Annotated in this window: 12 protein-coding genes and 1 pseudogene; 10 read left to right on the forward strand and 3 right to left on the reverse strand. The window is 64.5% G+C overall.

The annotated features are described in order from the left end of the window. A pseudogene (locus CK224_RS27535) lies at nt 1-2147 on the reverse strand (translocation/assembly module TamB); the annotation flags it as partial. Next, complete coding sequence (locus tag CK224_RS27540; protein WP_095783970.1) at nt 2147-4075, reverse strand: autotransporter assembly complex family protein; 1929 nt, start codon at nt 4073-4075, stop codon at nt 2147-2149. The pseudogene CK224_RS27535 and the gene CK224_RS27540, both read right to left, overlap by 1 nt. Nucleotides 4076-4353: 278 nt before the next feature. Between CK224_RS27540 and CK224_RS27545 the strand changes: the two genes are divergently transcribed. The 10 genes from CK224_RS27545 (at nt 4354) to CK224_RS27590 (ending at nt 20155) form a co-directional block, all read left to right on the forward strand. Continuing rightward, the gene (locus tag CK224_RS27545) at nt 4354-9834 is read left to right on the forward strand and encodes an alpha-2-macroglobulin family protein (RefSeq protein ID WP_095783971.1); all 5481 of its coding nucleotides are present in this window, start codon (nt 4354-4356) and stop codon (nt 9832-9834) included. 163 nt (nt 9835-9997) lie between these two features. Next, on the forward strand, nt 9998-12088 hold the full coding sequence (gene pbpC / locus CK224_RS27550; RefSeq protein WP_095783972.1) for a penicillin-binding protein 1C: 2091 nt from the start codon (nt 9998-10000) through the stop codon (nt 12086-12088). Nucleotides 12089-12743: 655 nt separating this feature from the next. Then, nucleotides 12744-12887 carry a M15 family metallopeptidase gene (locus tag CK224_RS32145; RefSeq protein WP_245426276.1) on the forward strand — a complete coding sequence of 48 codons (144 nt, stop codon included), beginning with the start codon at nt 12744-12746 and terminating at the stop codon, nt 12885-12887. A 165-nt stretch (nt 12888-13052) separates the two neighbouring features. Next, nucleotides 13053-14081, forward strand: coding sequence for a sulfate ABC transporter substrate-binding protein (locus CK224_RS27560; protein WP_095783973.1), 1029 nt, complete (start codon nt 13053-13055; stop codon nt 14079-14081). 109 nt (nt 14082-14190) lie between these two features. Further along, nucleotides 14191-15042, forward strand: coding sequence for a sulfate ABC transporter permease subunit CysT (gene cysT, locus CK224_RS27565; RefSeq protein WP_066990552.1), 852 nt, complete (start codon nt 14191-14193; stop codon nt 15040-15042). Further along, on the forward strand, nt 15035-15919 hold the full coding sequence (cysW, locus tag CK224_RS27570) for a sulfate ABC transporter permease subunit CysW (RefSeq protein WP_067328919.1): 885 nt from the start codon (nt 15035-15037) through the stop codon (nt 15917-15919). Before cysT ends, cysW begins: the two co-directional genes overlap by 8 nt. 52 nt (nt 15920-15971) lie before the next feature. Next, nucleotides 15972-17012 (forward strand): sulfate/molybdate ABC transporter ATP-binding protein, encoded by a 1041-nt coding sequence (locus tag CK224_RS27575; protein WP_066990546.1) that lies wholly within the window; start codon nt 15972-15974, stop codon nt 17010-17012. A gap of 199 nt (nt 17013-17211) precedes the next feature. Then, complete coding sequence (locus tag CK224_RS27580) at nt 17212-18201, forward strand: sulfate ABC transporter substrate-binding protein (protein ID WP_066990543.1); 990 nt, start codon at nt 17212-17214, stop codon at nt 18199-18201. A 257-nt stretch (nt 18202-18458) separates the two neighbouring features. Next, the gene (locus CK224_RS27585) at nt 18459-18908 is read left to right on the forward strand and encodes an Rrf2 family transcriptional regulator (RefSeq protein ID WP_013530871.1); all 450 of its coding nucleotides are present in this window, start codon (nt 18459-18461) and stop codon (nt 18906-18908) included. Nucleotides 18909-19003: 95 nt separating this feature from the next. Further along, a complete protein-coding gene (locus CK224_RS27590) occupies nt 19004-20155 on the forward strand; it encodes a hypothetical protein (RefSeq protein WP_095783974.1) in 1152 nt (383 codons plus the stop codon). 83 nt (nt 20156-20238) lie between these two features. Here CK224_RS27590 and CK224_RS27595 read toward each other — a convergent pair whose 3' ends face one another. Further along, complete coding sequence (locus CK224_RS27595; RefSeq protein WP_095784039.1) at nt 20239-20721, reverse strand: gluconokinase; 483 nt, start codon at nt 20719-20721, stop codon at nt 20239-20241. Between the last annotated feature and the right edge of the window lie 32 nt (nt 20722-20753).

Here is a 20753-nt window from a genome sequence, read left to right on the forward strand (position 1 = left end):
TTGATGGTGAGGTTCGGAGCCGCGCCATCCTTGGCGAAGGCGATCGTGCCGTTGATATCGCCGGTCGCCGTCTGGCCGCCTAGCGCCGCCAGCGGGCCGACATCGGGAACGGCCAGCGTTAGCGTGCCGAGCGGCAGGAAAGCTTCGTCAAGCGCAAGGTCGCCCGAAACCTTGTTGTCGCCGAGTGCAAGGCTGAGCCCCCTGATCGCGCGCTTGCCGGCGGCAGTCACCAACGACGCCTCGATGTCGAGCGGCTGCTCCTCGACGCTGCCCGTCAGCGAGATATCGGCCGAGGGGTTGGCGATGTCCGCTTTGCCCTTCGCCGAGAGCTTGATGTCCTTCACCGTGCGGCCGGCCGCCGTCAGGCTCGCGCTGTCGGCCGACACCGAGAAATCCGGCGCCCAGCGCGGACCGCTGGCGGTCAGCGCGAAATTGACCCCGCCGGCAAGCGGCGTGCCCGCCAGCGACGACAGCGCCGATACATCGCCCAGCGTTCCCTTTACGTTTGCCTGGATGTCCGAGCCTTGCGCGCTGGCCGTGCCGCTGGCGCTGAGCGAGCCCGAGGTGAGCTCCAGCTCGTTGGCCGCGAAAGCGCCTTCCGGATCCCGGGTCGCGGTAGCCGAGAATTTCACCCGGTCGCCAAGCAGCGAGCTGATCTGCGGCGGCAGCGCCTTCGATACGGCGTCGGCGTTCATTTTCAGCGTCATCGACAGATCGGCGAGCGAGACGCCGGCGGTCAGCGCGGCATTGAGCGCATCGCTGCGCAACGTGCCCTGGTCGACGGTTACGGTGTCTCGGCTGATCGAACCGGCGAGATCGGCGGCTAGCTTGCCCGTCACCAGCGGCGCCAGGGTCGCCACGTCGGTCTTCAGACCGGCGGCCGCGAGCTTGACATTGACCGGCCCGGTGCGGGTCGCGACGTCGAAGCCGTCGGAATGGACCTGTCCCGTCACATTGTTGAGCTGCGTGCCGCCGACGGCGATCGAGGCCAAGGAGGTGCCGATGTCGACTATCGGCGCCTTGCCGTCGCCAAAGGCGCGTGCGGTCGCCTTCTCGACCGCGACCAGGATCGGCACCGCGCTGGTGCCGACGTCGATGGTGACGGGCTTGTCCTTGGCGGAGAGCTCGACGGCAAGATCGCTGGCGCCCGTCGGGTCGACATTGCCGGTGGCCGTGCCATGCACGGCGCCGCTCTCTACAATTGCGCGCTCGATATCGATCCCGCCTGTCGTGGTCGCCGTCCCGGCCACGTCGAAGTTCGTCTTGCCGGCAAACAGCGACTTGAACTTCTCGGGCAGGAAGCGCTCGAATTCGCCGTCGCCTTTGGCCTCGATATAGTGGCCCTTGTCGCTCAACTGATGGCGGCCGGTGAGCTGGGCGACGATCTGACGGTCGACGACGAAGGTGCCGATGCCGTTCCAATTGGCGAGCGGCCCCGTGCCGGAGACGACGATATCGACGGGCGGCGCATCGGGGAGCTTGAGCAAATTGGCAATGATGCCGCCGGCCGGCTCTGATGCCTTGAGATCGAGGTCGAGCTTGTTGTCGGCCGGCGCGAAACGGACCTTGGCGTCGACATTGCCCTGCTTGCCGTCGCGGCGGGCGACTTTGAGCACCGTGTCGATCGCCAGCGGCGATGGATCGGCCTTGAGCGAACCCTTGGCGGCAAGTTCGGCAATGCCGCTGCCGGCGAGCTCTTGCCCGAGCGCGATCTCCGGCAGCTCGATCTCTTTGACGTCGATCGAGACCGGCAGACTGTTCGATGCGCCTTGCGACGGCTGTTGGCCGGCTTGTGGCAGCCGCGCCAACTCGATCCGCTCGGCTTCGATGCGATCGGCGTTGAAGTTGCGCGACAAAAGCGCCGTCGGTGACCAGTCGAGCGCCACCTTGCGCGCCACCAGCCAGGGCCCCGTGCGATCCTCCAGCACGACATGATCGAGCCTGAGCTGACCGGACCAGATGCCTTCGATACCGCTGACGGTGATCTTGCGGTCCTCGGTCGAGGCCAGCTTCGAGATCAGACCGGCGAGATTCTGACGGCCGCCTTCGGTGCCGGTCAGCACGCCGAGCGCGCCGATCGCCACCACCAGCAGCAGGAGCAGCGTGTAAAGGCAGATACGAAGGATGCGCCAGAATATCCTCATCATCAGAACGCCTGACCGATGCCGGCATAGAGGCCAAAATGCGGATCGCCCGGATCGCGGTTGAGCGGCACGGCGGCGTCGATGCGCAGCGGCCCGAATGGCGTAAGATAGCGCAGACCGACGCCGGCGCCGACCTTGACGTCGGGGAAATCGGGGAAGGATTTGGTCGAGACCGTGCCGGCATCGACGAACGGAACGATGCCGATCGTGTCGGTGACGGCCATGCGCATCTCGACCGAGGTCTCGAACAGGGACAGGCCGCCGATCGGCTGGCCGTCGATGTCCTTCGGGCCGATACCTTGATAGGCATAGCCGCGCACCGAGCCGCCGCCGCCGGAATAGAAGCGCCTGTCGGCCGGAACATTCTGCAGCCCGGTGCCAACGATCGAGCCGAGCGTAGCGCGTTCGGCGAGGACGAATCTGCTCGCCGTATCGAGCGACTGGTAAGCCGAGCCTTCGCCCTTCAACTTGAGGAAGGTCGCGCCGTTCAGAATGTCGTAGCTCGGCTCGGCATAGGCGAGCGCCCGGAAACCCCTGGTCGGGTTGAGCTTGTTGTCGCGGCTGTCATAGACGTATTGCAGCGGAATGCTGGCGATCAGATAGGTGTGCTTGCCGAAGGCGTCGGTGATCCTCGAGTAGTCGAGGTCGAATTCGGCCGAGACCCGCTGCCTCTTGTCGAGATCGTAGGAGACTCCAACGTCGCCCTTGACCGAGAAATGGTCATATGCGTCGGGGTGCTCCAACACGGTCTTGACGCCGGTGAAGAACTTCGATGTCGGCCCGAGCACCCCCGGCTTCTCGAACATGATGCCGGCATTGTAGTTGAGCGCGGAAATGCTGTTGCTGCCGATGCCGCTGATGGAGCCGTCGATGCGCAGCTTCTCTGCCTGGCCGAACAGGTTGCGGTGGCCCCAATAGCCTTCGAGCCCCAGTCCTTCCGTGTTCGAAAACGTGCCGCCGACGCCGAAAAAGCGCGGCTTGCGCTCGCTCACCTGGACGTCGATCGGAATGTTACCTTGGGCGTCGAGGCTCTCGCCCTCCTTGATGGTCACGCTGTTGAAGACTTCGAGCCCGAGCAGCCGATCGCGGGCATCGTCAATCTCTTGCGGCGAATATTGCTGGCCCCGCTTTAGGTCGGTCATGTATTCGGTGAAGTCGCGATCGACCTTTTCGGTGCCCTCGACGGTGGTGTCGCCATAGCCGGCGACCGGGCCGGCCGCGACCGTGAGTGTCACGTCGAGCGTCGAGGTGTCATGGTCTGCGACGATCTCGCGATCCGTCACCTTGGCTAGCGGCCTGCCCTCCTCCTTGAGCGCTCGCACGATCGCCGCTTCGGCCTTGAGCACGGCACCCGAACTGGCGTCGCCGCCCGCGATCAGGCCGAAATCGGCGCTCGCCAGGCCGGCCGCGTCGCCTTTCAGTCTGATGTCGCCGAGGGTGAATTTCGGCCCGGCGGCAATGCTGACGACCACCGGAATGGGCTGCGGCCCCTTGAATTCGGCGTCCGGCGGCAGTTCGTTGATGGACTTGCCGTCTATGGTGATGGTGACCACGCCCTCGTAGCGGGCGTCGGCATAAAGGGTGGCAACGAGTTGCTCGCGGTCGCTGCGCGCCTTGGCCATCAAGCCGAGCGACCCCGATACCGGATGCTCCTCGTCATTTTTGAGCGCCGAGGCATCTTCCAGCTTCTTGACCAGATCCTTGTCGGCATCGGGAGCGTCAATGGTCACCGAATAGCGCAGCGGATCGACGATGTCGGCATCCTCGTCCTTAGACGAGCCCCAAAGCTTGATGCCGAAAATCTCGAAAGCAGCCGCCGGCCGCGCTTCGCCGGCGAGCATGGCCGCGCAGACGAGCGCCAAAAGCAGGGCGCGCGGAAGCCCGCGCCCTGGCGCGATCCCTCCTGACATCTGCGTTTCATACGCCGGCATTACGCTAACCTAGACGACAAAACTAAAATTGGAATGAAGTTCTGAAACGCTCGTAAAGGGGCCACAATCCAATTGTCTGAAATAGACCGGGCTTGGAATTCACACCTTTTGCGCCTTCGCAAGAAAGCGTGAACCCTTGTCCCATGGAGGTTCTGTCGAAATACCGGCCTGTGGCCGGCATGGAAACCGTTGGCGGGTTGAAAACCTGCCGCGTTCGGCGTTGACAAGCCTGTTTGATGCTTGATCATGCCCGGACGCTGCAATGTCGGGAGGGTGATATGGCAATGCGCGCGGCTCGTGGTTTCTCGTTCCTCATTCTTCTGTTCTTTGCCTTGAGCGGGGCCGCGCAAGCGGCCGAAGCCCGGCGAATCGTGACGACTGACAATTCCGACTATTTCGGTTTCGACCTCAGGTCCGACCAGAATGTCAGCCTCGACCAATGCAAGACCACGTGCCTCGGCGATCCCGCCTGCCGCGCCTTCACCTACAACACCAAGGCCAAATGGTGCTTTCTCAAATCCGACTACAATCAGCTGAAACCCTTCAGCGGCGCAGTCGCCGGCAAAGTCGCAAACGTCGATGGCGACCCCGATATCGGCGCGCCGCCTCCACTTGCCTTCTTCCCCAACTGGATGGCCGATCAGGCCCAGCAGTTCCGCAACAAGCTGACCGATCCGGCCTATGACAAGCCGACCGAAGGGCTGGCCGCACTTCAAGCCGCGGCCGAGCAGGCAGCGCTGACCGGCGACCATCGCCTGGCCATGCAGAAATACCAGGCGGCGCTGTCTGTCCTGCCCGACGACGGCGCGCTCTGGCTGGCGCTGGCGCGCGAGACGCTCGGCGTGCAGCCGGCTTCCAACACCTCCGAACCCTCTACCCTGCCGGCAAACGTCACCTCGGCGGCCTTCAACGCCTATAAGCTGGTGCGCACGGCAAAGACCCGCGCCGAGGCGCTGGCGCTGCTTGCCGCCGGCCTCGACAAGCGCGACCTTTTCCGGCCGGCCATTCAGGCCTATGAGGCGAGCCTTGCGCTGGTGAACTCGCCAGCCGTGCAGGCCGACTACGCCGACCTCAAGGCACGCAAGGGTTTCCGCGTCATCGACCATTCCGTCGATGCCGATTCCTCTTCGCCGCGCATCTGCGCCCAGTTCTCCGAGGACTTGGTGAAGACCGGCGTCGACTATTCGCAGTTCGTCACCGTCGACAATGCCGCTCCCAAGGCTGTCGAAGCCAAGGACAAGCAGATCTGCGTCGAAGGGCTTGAACATGGCCAGCACTATGACGTGACCTTCCGCGCCGGTCTGCCGGCCGCGATCGGCGAGACGATTGCCGCTCCGGTCGTGCTGTCGATCTATGTCCAGGACCGCGCCCCGTCCGCTCGCTTCACCGGCGACAGCTTCGTGCTGCCGGCCGGCGCCCGCCGCGGCATTCCGGTCGTCACCGTCAACATGAGCGCCGCCAAGATGAAGCTCTACCGCATCGGCGACCGATCGCTGGCGCAGCTTCTGTCCGGCTACCAGTTCCTGCATCAGCTCGACGGCTACGACATTTCCACCATTTCCGACCAGATGGGCGAGCCGGTCTGGGAAGGCACGCTCGACATCGCCAACGACCTCAACAAGGAGGTCACCACCTCCTTCCCGGTCGACGAAGCGATCCCGCAGCGCAAGCCCGGCGTCTATGTGCTGACCGCCCAGCCGGTCGACGACAAGAGCGACGATTATGGTTCGCGCGCCACCCAGTGGTTCGTCGTTTCCGACATCGGTCTGTCCACTTATACCGGCCAGGACGGTCTCAACGTCTTTGCCCGCTCGCTGGGCTCTGCCAAGCCGATTGCCGGCGCCGAACTGACGCTGCTTGCCAAGAACAATGAAATCCTCGGCACGGCGACGTCCGACGCCGAGGGCCATGCCGTTTTCAACCCCGGCCTGACGCGCGGCGAAGGCGGCATGGTGCCGGCGGTGCTGATGGCCAAGCAGGGCGACAACGACTTCGTCTTCCTCGACATGGGCCGCGCCGGTTTCGATCTGTCGGACCGCGGCGTTGCCGGGCGTGCCGCGCCCGGCGCGCTCGACGTCTATGCCTGGACCGAGCGCGGCATCTACCGCGCCGGCGAAGACGTCCATGTCGCCGCCCTTGCGCGCGACGGCGCCGCCAAGGCGGTCGAGAACCTGCCGCTGACCTTCATCTTCACCCGACCCGATGGCGTCGAGAACCGCCGTATCGTCAGCGACGGCGCTTCCGCCGGCGCCCATGCCGTCGATCTGTCGCTCGAGCCTAACGCCATGCGCGGCACCTGGTCGGTGTCGATCTACACCGATCCCAAGCAGGCACCGGTCGCCAGCCATATGTTCCTGGTCGAAGACTTCGTGCCGGATCGCATCGAGTTCGACTTGACGGCCGACAAGAAGGAAATCGCGCAGGGCGAGACAGCCAATGTCAGCGTCGACGGCCGCTTCCTCTATGGCGCGCCGGCCGCCGGCCTCGCGCTCGAAGGCGAGATGACGCTGTCGACCACGGACAGCTGGGATCGGTTCAAGGACTTCACCTTCGGTCTCGCCGACGAGCAGTCGGCCGAACCTTCGGTGACGCCTTTGGCCAACCTTCCCCTCATCGGCGACGACGGCAAGGCGACTTTCCCGGTCTCGATCGACCAACTGCCCTCCACGACCAAGCTGATCAACGCCAAGGTCACAGTCCGCATGCGCGAAGCCGGCGGCCGTGCCGTCGAGCGCTCGCTCGACATCGCCGTCCATCCGGAAAAGGAGATGATCGGCATCCGCCCGGATTTCGAAGGCGGCGAGGTGCCGCAAGGCGGAACGGCGAAATTCAGCATCATCGCCGTCGATCCGAACGGCAAACGCGAGGAGCTGAAGGGCGCGCAGTGGTCGCTGGTCAAGGTCGAGCGCAATTACCAGTGGTACCGTTCGAACAATTCCTGGAACTATGAAGCGGTGAACCTCACCAAGGCCATCGCCAACGGCCAGATCGACCTGAAAGCCGACGGCGAGGCGACCGTATCGCTTCCTGTCGACTGGGGCCGCTACCGGCTCGAGGTCGAGACGGCCGACCCCGATGGCCCGGCGACCAGCTATGAGTTCGACGCCGGCTGGTACGTCGCCTCGACGACCACCGAAACACCGGACGGCCTGGAGATCGCCCTCGACAAGGATACCTACGCCGCCGGCGAGGTGGCCAAGCTCAAGGTCTCGCCGCATCTTGCCGGCGAACTCCTGGTCACCATCGGCGCCGAGAAGCTGTTGAAGACCGTCACCGCTTCGGTGCCGACCGGCGGCAGCACCGTCGACATCCCGGTCGGCAACGACTGGGGCGCCGGCGCCTATGTCACGGCGACTTTGTTCCGGCCCGGCGATGCGCAGGAATCGCGCATGCCGGCCCGCGCAATCGGCGTCAAATGGCTGACCGTCGATCCGGGTTCGAAAAAGCTCACTGTTGCGCTTACGCCGCCTGAAAAGACGGCCCCGCGCCAGCAGCTGTCGATCCCGGTCGCCGTCAGCGGCGCGCAAGCCGGCAGCAAGGCCTATGTGATGGTCGCGGCCGTCGATGTCGGCATCCTCAATCTCACCAACTACAAGGCGCCCGATCCGGAGGACTGGTTCTTCGGCCAGCGCATGCTGGGTCTGGAAATCCGCGACCTTTATGGCCGCCTGATCGACGGTTCGCTCGGCACCACCGGCAAATTGCGGACCGGCGGCGACGGCGCCAACATGCAGTCGCAGGGCAGCCCGCCGACCGAGAAGCTGGTCGCCTTCTTCTCCGGCCCGGTCGAGCTCGATGCCAACGGCAAGGCGCGGATCGATTTCGACATCCCGCAGTTCAACGGCACCGTGCGCGTCATGGCCGTCGCCTGGACCAAAGAGGCCGTCGGACATGCTCAAACCGACGTCATCGTGCGCGATCCGGTGGTGATCACCGCCGGCCTGCCGCGCTTCCTGGCGCCTGGCGATGCCGCGACCATGCGTCTCGACATCGCCGACACCGACGGCCCTGCCGGCGACTACAAGCTGTCGGTCACCACGACCGGCGATCTCTCGACCGGCGACAAGCCCCTGCCCGAGAAGCTGACGCTTAGCCAGGGCAAGCGGCAAGCGCTCTCATTTCCGCTGATCGCGCAGACGGCGGGCGACGCTTCGATCACCGTCAAGCTCGCGCATGACGGCGGAACGGAGGTCGAGCAGACGCTCTACCTGCCGGTGCGCCCGGCGCAGCTCCCGGTCACCAACCGCATGGTGGTCGACCTGAAGCCCAATGGCGGAGCCTTGCGCGTCGACAAGGAACTGCTCGCCGCAAGCGTGCTCGACGGTGCTTCGGTCAGCATCGGCGTCTCGCAGGCAGCCGCCTTCGACGTCCCTTCGCTTTTGATGACGCTCGATCGCTACCCCTATGGCTGCGCCGAACAGACAACCAGCCGCGCCTTGCCGCTGCTCTATGTCAACGACATGGCCAAAAGCATCGGCATGGAGAGCGATCCGGACCTGCATGGGCGCATCCAAGATGCCGTCTACAAGGTGCTGAGCTACCAGGCATCAAGCGGCAGCTTCGGCCTCTGGGGCCCGGGGTCCGGCGATCTCTGGCTCGATGCTTATGTCACGGAGTTCCTGACCCGGGCACGCGAGCAGAAATACGACGTGCCGGCTCAGGCGGTGACCCAGGCGCTGAACAACCTGCAGAACTCGCTTGGTTATGACCAGGACGTCCAGGATCGCGGCAGCGAGATCGCTTACGCGCTCTATGTGCTCGCCCGCAACAAGAAGGCCTCGATCGGCGATCTGCGCTACTATTCGGACACGCAGCTCGAGTCCTTCTCGAGCCCGATGGCTGTCGCCCAACTGGCCGCGAGCCTGGCGCTCTATGGCGACACCCAGCGTTCGGAGGCGACTTTCCAGACGGCCTTGCGGCTGGCACAGGCAAGCACCGAATACGACTATTATCGCTCCGACTACGGTTCGCCGCTCCGTGACGGCGCGGCGATGCTTGCGCTGGCCGCGGAATCGAAGCCGGTCCCGAGCATCGTGCCGCAGCTGATCAGGCTGGTGGCGCGTGAACGCGCCGACGCTCGCTGGACGAGCACGCAGGACGAATCCTGGATGCTCCTTGCGGCAAGGGCGCTGAAGGAAGGCAACAATTCGATCACGCTTTCCGTCAACGGCGCGCCGCATACCGGCGGCTATTCCGATCGGGTTGCCGGCAACGACCTTGTCGACAGCCCGCTCGCCATCGCCAATACCGGCACGACGGCGCTGCAGGCGGTGGTCACCGCGGTGGCCGCACCCGTCGAGCCGCTGCCGGCCGGCGGCGACGGCTTCACCATCGATCGTACCTACTACAGGCTCGATGGCACCGAGGCCAACATCACCGAGGCCAGGCAGAACGAACGCTATGTGGTCGTGCTCAAGGTCTATGAGCAGAACAAATGGCCCTCGCGCCTGCTGATCACCGATCTGTTGCCGGCCGGCTTCGAGATCGACAATCCGAGCCTGGTGTCCAGCGCTCAGTTGTCGAACTTCTCCTGGCTGGCGCAGACCGACGCCGCGCATCTGGAGTTCCGCGACGACCGCTTCGTCGCCGCCTTCAATCCCAACGAAGGCGACGGCGACCGCAACATCACGCTGGCCTATGTCGTGCGCGCCGTGACGCCCGGCACCTATGCCCATCCCGCGGCGACGGTGGAGGACATGTACCGGCCGCAATATTCGGCCCGCACCGCCTCCGGCATGATGGAGGTCAAGGCGGAGTAAGTATTCCGACGCTGGCGATCACAAACATGGCGATAGCGCTGCCCCTCATCCGCCTGCCGGCACCCTCTTCCCGTGAAAGACGGGGAGAAGGGACAAGCTCCAGCGCTGACGCCCCCCTCTCCCCGTCTTTCACGGGAAGAGGGTCAGGGTGAGGGGCAGCACCATGCTCTCCAAAAGATTTTTGCGCCGCGCTGCCATAACGGCAGCTTCCTCCGCCGCCTGTCTTGCCCTTTCCGTCGCCGCTCTCTGGCAGCTCGACCGCGCCTTCCCGCCGCCGCTCCCGGCGCCGCTGACGGTCTCCACCGAAGTGCAGGACCGCGACGGCGAACTCTTGCGCGCCTTCGCGACGCCGGACGGCTACTGGCGGCTTGGGACCCGGCTCGACCAGGTCGACAAGCAGTTCGTCGACATGCTGGTCGCGTATGAAGACAAGCGCTTCTGGGACCACCGCGGCGTCGACATGCTGGCGCTTTGTCGCGCCGCCGGGCAGTTCGCCACCAGCGGCCACATCGTTTCCGGCGGCTCGACGCTGTCGATGCAGCTTGCCCGTCTGATCGAGCCGCGCGACAGCCGCAGCCTCGCCTCCAAGGCTAGGCAAATCCTGCGCGCCATCCAGATCGAGCGGCGTTTGTCCAAGCGCGAAATCCTCGAGCGCTACCTGACGCTGGCGCCCTATGGCGGCAACCTGGAAGGCGTGCGCGCCGCCTCGCTCGCCTATTTCGGCAAGGAACCGAAGCGGCTGACCGTATCGGAAGCAGCACTTTTGGTCGCGCTGCCCCAGTTGCCGGAAAAGCGCCGGCCCGACCGCAACCTCGACATCGCGCATGCCGCGCGCGACCGCGTGCTCACCCGCATGGTCTCGGCCGGTCTGCTCAACGAACGAGAGGCAGCGCGCGCCGCGCTCGACGACGTCTCCGGCCTGCGCCGCAAGCTGCCGGCATTGGCCGCGCATGCGTCCTACGCCATGCTACCCAAGGCTCAACCCGGCAAGCCACTGCAACTCACCATCCGCCGCAGTGTTCAGCAAGGGCTGGAGCAGGTGGCGAAAGAGGCCGCCAGGAAGCTCGGCCCAAAGCTTTCCGTCGCCATGGTGATGGCTGATGCCCGCACCGGCGACATTCTTGGCGAAGTTGGCTCAGCCGATTTCTTCGACGCCAGCCGATCCGGCTGGATCGACATGACCAAAGTAGTGCGCTCGCCCGGCTCGACGCTGAAGCCGTTCATCTATGGGCTTGCCTTCGAGCAAGGCCTAGTGGCGCAGGAGACGATCATCGAGGACAGCCCCGCCGACTTTGGCGGCTATCGGCCGAAGAATTTCGACATGGGCTACCAAGGCGACGTCAGCATCAGGCAGGCGCTGCAGCTGTCGCTCAACGTGCCGGCGATCCGGCTGCTGGACGCGGTTGGTCCCGCACGGCTCACGGCGCGCTTCCGCCAGGCCGGCGTCAACCTGGTCCTGCCGCTCAACGAGGCGCCCGGGCTGGCGATCGGCCTCGGCGGCGCCGGCGTGACTTTGCGCGACCTGGTGCAGCTGTATACCGGCCTCGCCAATGGCGGCAAGATGCACACGCTGCATGACGGCACCGAGCCGGCCAATGCCGGGCGCATCACCGCCACCATCCTCGACGACCAGGCCGCCTGGCAGATCGACGACATCCTGTCCGGCGTGAAGCCGCCCGAAGGTGCGGCCCCGCGCGGCATCGCCTACAAGACCGGCACATCTTACGGCTATCGCGATGCCTGGTCGGTTGGCTTCGACGGCCGCTATGTGCTTGGCGTCTGGGTCGGCCGTGCCGACGCCGGCCCGGTACCTGGCCTCTCCGGCTATGTCTCGGCCGCGCCCATCCTGTTCGAAGGCTTTGTCCGCTCGGGTTTGGGGAGCGTGCCGCTGCCCGGCCGGCCGCCGGGCGTCTTCAATCTTAAACGCGAAGAGTTGCCGGTGACGCTCGCCCGCTTCGGCGCCGGCTCCGACGGGCTGGTGCAGGCAACGCCGACCGAACCGGCGCCCACCATCGTCTTCCCGCCGGACGGGGCTCGCGTCGACCTCGGCACCAACTCTGCGGACGCTTCGCCGCTTGTGCTGAAGCTGCAGGGCGGCCGCGCGCCGTTCCGCTGGCTTGCCAACGGCAAGCCGCTCGCCGGCATCGACCGCCGCCGCACCGCGACCTGGCAGCCCGACGGCACCGGCTATTCGACTCTCACCGTTATCGACGCCGCCGGGCGCGCGGCCAGCGTGAAGGTTTTCGTTGAATAGAATCCGGCAAGCGATTCGGCGCGTTGCGCCTTTCATGGGTCGAAGGCACTTCTCTCGAGGCTTATCGCGAAGCACACCCGTCCTTCAGCGGGAGCAGCTATAATCCTCCTGGCACTGGCCCTGCTGGCTGCCTTCTCCGCCCACGCCGACCCCCTGCCCGCCGGATTCGTCCGGCTCGCCGATGTCGAGCCGACCATTCGTCAGGACATCCGCTATGCCGGGCTGGGAAACTTCCTGCAGCGCAAGGTCGACGGCTACGAAGCGCCGGTCTGCATCCTGACCGCGCCGGCGGCGAAGGCGCTGTCCGGCGTTCAGAAAGCAATGACGGCCAAGGGCCTCACGTGATCGCCTTCGACTGTTACCGCCCGGCACGCGCCGTCGCCGACATGGTTAGATGGACAAGGCAAGGCGGCCCGCCCGACCCGCAGTGGTATCCGAAGGTCGAGCGCGGCGACCTCATCGCGCGGCTCGACCGTTGACCTCGCCGTCGCTGGGCTTGACGAGACAAGCGCGGCTCCTCCCGCTTGCGGCGTGACTGACGCCCGCACCCTCGACTTCGGCACCGGATTCGACTGTTTCGATCCGGCGAGCGAGACGGCCCACCGCCACCTGCCCGTCCAAGCAGCGGCAAACCGCACGATGCTGCTTTTTGGCCATGCGCGCCGCCGGCTTCCGCAACTATGGGCGCGAATGGTGGCATTTCACCCTTGCCGACGAGCCGTTCCCAAAGCAGCGCCTCGATTTTCCGGTGACCGCCGACTGGGGCCACACGGCTTGCCGTGACCGCGACCGGTTATAATTAGGCCCGCTGACGAGGATCCATGTTGCCGCCACGTGAGGAAGATATTTCCTCGACTGGCCGCCCCTCGCCGAAAAATTGCTGCAAGGAGATGAAAAAGGCAACATTCAGTGCATCTAATTTCTATAAATTCGCTAGAGTTCGGGCCGTTCAACGGAGGCGGAAATGACCAACCCTCATTTCGGGAAACTGCTCGGCGCGCTGGTCGCCACATCTGTCCAGTTCGGCTCGCTCGGTTTCGCTTTTGCCGATACGACCATTCTCAATGTGTCCTACGACCCGACACGTGAGCTCTACAAAGCCTATGACGAGGCCTTCACCGCGCACTGGAAGGCGGAGACCGGAGAAACCGTTACCATCCAACAGTCGCATGGCGGATCCGGCGCCCAAGCGCGAGCCGTCATCGACGGTCTCGACGCCGATGTCGTGACGCTGGCGCTCGAAGGCGACATCAACGCCATTGCCGCGAAGACGAAAAAGATCAATCCGGACTGGCGCACGAAGTTCGAGAACAACTCGGCCCCCTACACCTCGACCATCATCTTCCTGGTGCGCAAGGGCAATCCCAAGGACATCCATGACTGGAACGATCTGGTGAAGGACGGCGTCCAGGTAATCACGCCGAACCCGAAGACCTCGGGCGGCGCGCGCTGGAACTACCTCGCCGCCTGGGCCTATGCCAATGCCAATGACGGCAATGACGAAGCCAAGACCAAGGAGTTCGTCGGCAAGCTCTATGCGAATGTCCCGGTCCTCGATACCGGTGCCCGCGGCTCGACGGTGACCTTTGCGCAGAAGGGGCTGGGCGACGTGCTGATCGCCTGGGAGAACGAAGCCTATCTCGCGCTTGATGAATTCGGCGCCGACAATTTCGACATCGTCTACCCGCCGACCTCGATCCTGGCCGAGCCGCCGGTCGCCGTCGTCGACAGCAATGTCGACGCCAAGGGCACCCGCAAGGTCGCCGAGGCTTATCTGAGCTGGCTCTATTCGAAGGAAGCCCAGACCATCATCGCCAAGAACCACTATCGTCCGGCCAAGCCCGACCTGGTGCCTGCCGAGGATCTCGCCAAGCTACCGGCAATCAAGCTCGTCACCATCGACGATCCGCAATTCGGCGGTTGGAAGAAGGCGCAGCCTTATCATTTCGGCGACGGTGGTATATTCGACCAGATTTACAAGCCCGCCCAATGAAGCATGGCGGCCATCGGCCGGATGAAACCTGATTGGGTCTATTGTACGAGTGCCCCAGCCGAGGCGAAGGGCACTCTGGTCTGAGTAAGAAGGGACGATCCAGAACAGCATGAACACAGCACCCGCCAAGGCGGGGTGGCGGTTCAGACAGCCGAGTGTCATTCCGGGCTTCGGATTGACGCTCGGCTTCTCGCTTGCCTACCTCACGCTCATCATCCTCATCCCGCTTTCGGGGCTGGTCTGGCGTTCGGCCGCGCTGGGCTGGACCGACTTCTGGGCGATCGCCGTCGACCGGCGCACCCTCAATGCGCTGAAGATCAGCTTCGGCACCGCCTTCCTGGCCGCCGCGGTCAACGTCGTCTTCGGCACCATCGTCGCCTGGGTGCTGGTCCGCTACCGGTTCCCCGGCCGCCGCATCGCCGATGCGATGGTCGACCTGCCCTTCGCCTTGCCCACCGCGGTCGCCGGTATCGCGCTCACCACGCTCTATGCGCCGAATGGCTGGATCGGCCAGCTTCTGATGCCGCTCGGCATCAAGGTCGCCTACACCCCGCTCGGCATCGTCATCGCCTTGGTGTTCATCGGCCTGCCCTTCGTGGTGCGCACCGTCCAGCCGATCATGGAGGAGCTCGACAGGGAGGTCGAGGAAGCTGCCGCCACGCTTGGCGCCAACCGCTTCCAGACCATCACTCGTGTGCTCTTCCCGGGACTGGCGCCGGCCATCGTCACCGGCTTCTCGCTCGCCTTCGCGCGCGGGGTCGGCGAATACGGCTCGGTCATCTTCATCGCCGGCAACCTGCCCTTCAAGTCGGAGATCGCGCCGCTCCTCATCGTCATCAGGCTCGAGGAATACAATTACGAGGCGGCGACCGCGATCGCCGCGATCATGCTGGCGCTGTCCTTCGTGATGCTTTTGGTCGTCAACCTCGTCCAGACATGGAGCCGCAAGCGCTATGGCTGATCCCGAGATCAAATCCTACGAACCGCATCACGAAAGCCAGTCGGCCGCGGTGACCGAAAGTCGGCCGGTGCGCTGGGTGGCGATGGGAATAGCCTTCGCCTTCCTCGCCGTCTTCCTGCTTCTGCCGCTGATCGTTGTCTTCCACGAGGCGCTTAGCAAAGGCATCGGCGCCTACACGGAGGCGCTTGCCAGCCCCGACACGCGCTCGGCGATCCGCCTGACGCTGCTGGTGGCGGCGATCTCGGTGCCGCTCAACCTCATTTTCGGCATCTCGGCTGCCTGGGCGATCGCCAAGTTCGAGTTCAAGGGCAAGGCCTTTCTGACCACCCTCATCGACCTGCCGTTCTCGGTGTCGCCCGTCATTTCCGGCCTGGTTTATGTGCTCCTCTTCGGGGCGCAAGGCCTGCTCGGCGCGTGGCTGAAGGCGCATGGCATCGTCATCCTGTTCGCCGTGCCGGGCATTGTGCTCGCAACCATCTTCGTCACCTTCCCCTTCGTCGCCCGCGAGCTGATCCCGCTGATGCAGGAACAGGGCAATGGCGACGAGGAGGCGGCCCTGTCACTCGGCGCCAATGGCTGGCAGGCCTTCTGGTATGTGACGCTGCCCAACGTCAAATGGGGCCTGCTCTACGGCGTGCTTCTCTGCAACGCGCGCGCCATGGGCGAGTTCGGCGCCGTGTCGGTGGTCTCGGGTCATATTCGCGGCCTCACCAACACCATGCCGCTGCATGTGGAAATTCTCTACAATGAGTATAACGCCGTCGGCGCCTTCGCAGTCGCTTCGCTGCTTGCCGGCCTGGCGTTGGTGACGCTGGTCTTGAAAACACTTCTGGAGATGCGCTACGGCGCCGAGATTGCCGCGACGCGCGGACATTAGATGCATGCCGCCCGAAACCGCGTAGCATGCATCAGCTGATTGAGGGATCTGTATGGAAGTTCGCGTTGTCAACGTGCGCAAGGAGTTCGAGCGGTTTCCGGCGCTCCACGACGTTTCGCTCGACATCAGGTCGGGCGAGCTTATCGCGCTGCTCGGGCCATCCGGTTCCGGCAAGACGACGCTCCTCCGCCTGATCGCCGGCCTGGAGCGGCCCACCAAGGGCGCCATCTTCTTCGGCGAAGAGGATGCATCGCAGAAGTCGATCCAGGAGCGCAATGTCGGCTTCGTGTTCCAGCATTACGCTCTGTTCCGCCACATGACGGTTGCCGACAATATCGGCTTCGGCCTCAAGGTCCGGCATGGCGCCGCGCGTCCCTCGGCGCAGGAGATCCGCCGCCGTGCCTCGGAACTCCTCGACCTCGTCCAGCTGTCGGGGCTGGAAAAGCGCTATCCGGCGCAGCTTTCCGGCGGCCAGCGCCAGCGCGTGGCGCTCGCTCGCGCCATGGCCATCGAGCCCAAGGTGCTTTTGCTCGACGAGCCGTTCGGCGCGCTTGACGCGCAGGTGCGCCGCGAGCTGCGCCGCTGGCTGCGCGAAATCCACGACGCCACCGGCCACACCACCGTCTTCGTTACCCACGACCAGGAGGAGGCGCTCGAACTCGCCGACCGCGTTGTCGTCATGAGCCAAGGTCGCATCGAGCAGGTCGGCTCGGCCGACGAGATCTACGACACGCCGAACTCGCCTTTCGTCTACAGCTTCATCGGCGAATCGAGCTCGCTGCCGGTCAAGGTCGACAATGGCGAGATCTGGCTCGCCGACCGACCGGTCGGCCTGCAGGCGCCGCATGCGCCGTCCGGGGAGGCCCTGCTCTACTTTCGTCCGCACGATGTCGAGCTGCTCGACGGCTGCAGCGGCTGCATTGCCGGGACGGTCGCCGCAAGCCGCCGCGTCGCCGGCACAAGGCGGGTCGAGCTCGAGATCGGCGGCGAGCGTCAGCGCGTCGAGATCGAGCTGCCGGTCGATCATCCGGCGGCACAGAAGAGCCGGGTGGCTTTCAGGCCGAGGCGCTGGAAGCTTTTCCCGGCCTCCTGACCTGTTTGCCGCCTGCCGCTTCCGGGCGCGCGGCAGTGGCCCCGATGAATCAGGTTGGAAGAAAATCCTACCAAGCGGCTGTTCGGGCGGGAGATTTTCCCGCTGCTCGTGCGTCCCCCGGACCGCGTGCCTCGCGCAGCCAGGCTTTCCTTTTTATGGTCACACCATAGTTCTGATTGTCTGGAGGAGGACCGTTTTCATGAAGCGCTTATTGCTGGGTATTGCCACGCTTGCCGGCTTCGTCGTCCTCGCGTCCTCCCAAGCCTGGTCGGCCGACAAGCTGCTCAATGCCTCCTACGACGTCGGCCGCGAATTGTTTGCCGACATCAACAAGGCTTTCATCGCTCAGCATCCCGGCGTGACCGTCGATCAGTCCCACGCCGGAACCTCGGCGCAGGCTCGTGCCATCGCGGAAGGTTTGGCAGCTGACGTCGTCACCTTCAACCAGGTCACCGACGTCGATTTCCTGGTCAAGAGGGGTCTGATCTCCGCGGACTGGCAGAAGGATTTCCCAGACAACGCATCGCCTTTCTATTCGCTGCCGTCCTTCCTTGTTCGTGCTGGCAATCCCAAGCACATCAAGGACTGGAACGATCTGGTGCGTGACGACGTGCAGGTGATCTTCCCCAACCCGAAGACATCAGGCAATGCGCGCTATACCTATCTCGCTGCCACCGCTTACGCCAAGGAGGCCTTCAAGGGCGACGACGCCAAGGTGAAGGAGTTCATCGCCAAGCTGTTTGCCAACGTGCCGATCTTCGACACCGGCGGCCGCGCCGCCACCACCACCTTCGTGCAGCGCGAGATCGGCGACGTGCTGATCACCTTCGAATCCGAAACGCGCGGCATCCGCAGGGAATATGGCGACGACAAGTTCGAGCAGGTCACGCCTTCAGTCAGCCTGCTGGCCGAATTCCCGGTGGCGATCGTCGATAAGATCGCCGACGAGCACGGCAGCCGCGATCTCGCCAAGACCTATCTCGAATTCCTCTATTCGCCCGAGGGCCAGGACATTGCCGCCCGCAACGGCCTGCGGGCCCGCGACGCAGCAGTGGCTGCCAAATACAAGGCCGAGTTTCCCGACGTGCGCCTGTTGACGGTAGACGAGGTCTTCGGCGGCTGGGACAGGGTGCAGAAAGAGCATTTCGCGGCAGGCGGCTTGCTCGATCAGGCCTATGGCAGCCGGTAGCGCTTACAATCAAAAGAAGTGGAACGCCGTCATCGCCGTCGCCATCGCCGGCTTTTTTCAATCTGGAGCCGGCATCACTTTGCCGACGAAATCAACGCGGCCAATGTGAAAAACGTTACGAAGAATCAAGGCGTTTGTTCCTAAACCTGTGTCGACGAATTGTTGTGCCAAACCGCGTAGCGCAGCCAAACTGTCATGATTTGCACACAAACAACCGCCAGATGCAGGCGCTTGGGGTTTGATAAACTGAATCGGGCATGCTGACCAAAAAAGGCAAATACGGCCTCAAGGCTCTCGTGCATCTTTCCGGCCTGCCGGCTGGCCAGCTTGCATTCGTCAACGACATAGCGGTCGCCAACAACATCCCGAAGAAGTTCCTGGACGCCATCCTGGGCGAATTGCGCAATGCCGGCTTCGTCCAGAGCCGCAAGGGCAAGGAAGGCGGCTATCGCCTCGCCAGGCCCGCTTCCGAGATCAAGATCGGCCATGTGGTGCGCGTGCTCGACGGGCCGTTGGCGCCGATCCCTTGCGCCAGCCGCACGCAATATCAGCGCTGCGAGGACTGCGACGAGGCGACGTGCCAGGTCCGTCACATGATGCTGGAAGTGCGCCAGGCGATCGCCGAGGTGCTCGACAACCGCAGCCTCGCCGCCATGCGCGACGCCGACAACGACGATTTCCCGGTCGAACTCACGTCGCAGATCTGACCGCTCAGCCGCGCCGCCTCGCCGTTGGTTGTCTGTCCGCGACAGACGCTGTAAATCGGCTGACGGATGTATGAAGGTTTGGGGGTATCTGACGCATGAGGCTGCCTCGGCTTGGCAAGTCCCGCAGGGCCAACCGGCAACCGTCATCCGCCAGCATCTATCATACCGAGATCATCGCCGACGTTGCAGTGCCGGAGCGCGGCGAGACCGTCCGCTTCTTCAGCCGCAAGCTCCTCCGCCCCGGCAAGTTGCGCAGCGTCTCCAACAGGGATCTGCGCGAAAGCCTGCTTTCCTTATTCTATCTCGGCGTGGCGGCGGTGTTGCCGGTGGCCTGGTGGGCGCCGATCTGCGATTGGGTTTCGACGCTTCGACGCAAGCGTCATTTTCGCAAGGATTTCGCGCGCTATGACGTGGCGATCAAAGCGGTGCTTGGCGATGACGCCGACACGCGAAGCCTTTTCAGGGGACATCTCGCCGCCGCGCATCGCCGCCGCCTGATGCTTGCCGCTCATCTGGCGCCTGGCAGGCGCTGGTCGCCGGCCATCCGGCTGGAAGGCATTGACGGCTTGCGCGAGGCCTTGCAGCGCGGCCGCGGCGCCATCGTCTGGTGCGATCAGTTCATCGCCCAGACCATCATGGGCAAGCGCGCCCTCTTCGAAGCCGGCATCGAAGCGCACCAGGTGAGCGTCAACTTTCACGGCTTTTCGGAAAGCAAATTCGGCCTGCATGTGATCAACAGGCCGCTGGTCGAGGTCGAAAACCGGTTTCTGAAGAGCCGCATCGTCTTCGAGCGCGCCGAAGCCTACCAGGTTACGGCGCGCATCCAGAAGACACTGAAGGAGAACGGAGTCGTGCTGATGACCAACACCATCCACGCGGGATCTACCTTCACCGAGAGCGCCATGGGCGAGCGTGGCTGGACCCACCTCGCCTCTGCGCCGGCGAATTTTGCGGCGCGCGCCGGCGCTGCGCTGTTTGGCATGTCGACCCTTGAGACTGTGCCCTTTCGCGAATACCGGGCGATCGTCAGTCCCGAACTGAAGCCCAACGCTGCCCAGCCTGCATCCCGGCCGGCAAAGGACGTGGCGGCAAAGAACTTCGTTCTGCAAGCGGCTTATATCCTGCTCAAGCGCGACCGGCTGCTGGAAGCGGTCAAATTGTATCCCGAGCAGATGATGGCCTGGTCCAGCGCCAACCGGCTCACCGGACAACAGGATCAAGCCGCGATCGGCGGCGACGCAGCATAATGCATGTCGCCCAAATGCGCAGCGGTTTTGGATCAACGACATGCATCAGAACGAAGCCTGAAAATCGCGTCGCCTGAACCTGTTCAGCTCGAGGGGCTTGAGCTCAGTGCTTGTTTAAGGATGGCGGCGACGCTCCGCGCGCCATTCGCCGTCACCGCCGGTTCGTCCGGCTCCGGTTCTTCCAAGGTCGCGAACTGGCTGTCGACCAGGCTCGCCGGCATGAAATGGCCTTTGCGCCCCGACACCCGTCGCCAGGCAGTCTCGCGATCGATCTTCAGATAGAGGAAGACGATGCCCGGGCAAAAGCTGAGCAGCCGGTTCCGGTAGCTGCGCTTCAGCGCCGAGCAGGCCGCCACCGGCTTGTGTCCCTCGCCGACGGAAGCTGCGATGCGCTCGCCGATGGCATCGAGCCAACCCTCGCGCAACGCATCCGTCAGCGGCTCGCCGCGCGCCATGCGCGCCACGTTTTTCGGCGGATGCAACCGGTCGCCCTCGATGAAGACCGCGCCCAGCGCCTCGGCCAGCGCTTCGCCGATCACCGTCTTACCGCAGCCGGCTACCCCCATCACGACTATGGCCGGCGCTGACCGGATGTCGT

Source organism: Mesorhizobium sp. WSM3862 (genome assembly GCF_002294985.1).
In the GTDB taxonomy this organism is placed as follows: domain Bacteria; phylum Pseudomonadota; class Alphaproteobacteria; order Rhizobiales; family Rhizobiaceae; genus Mesorhizobium.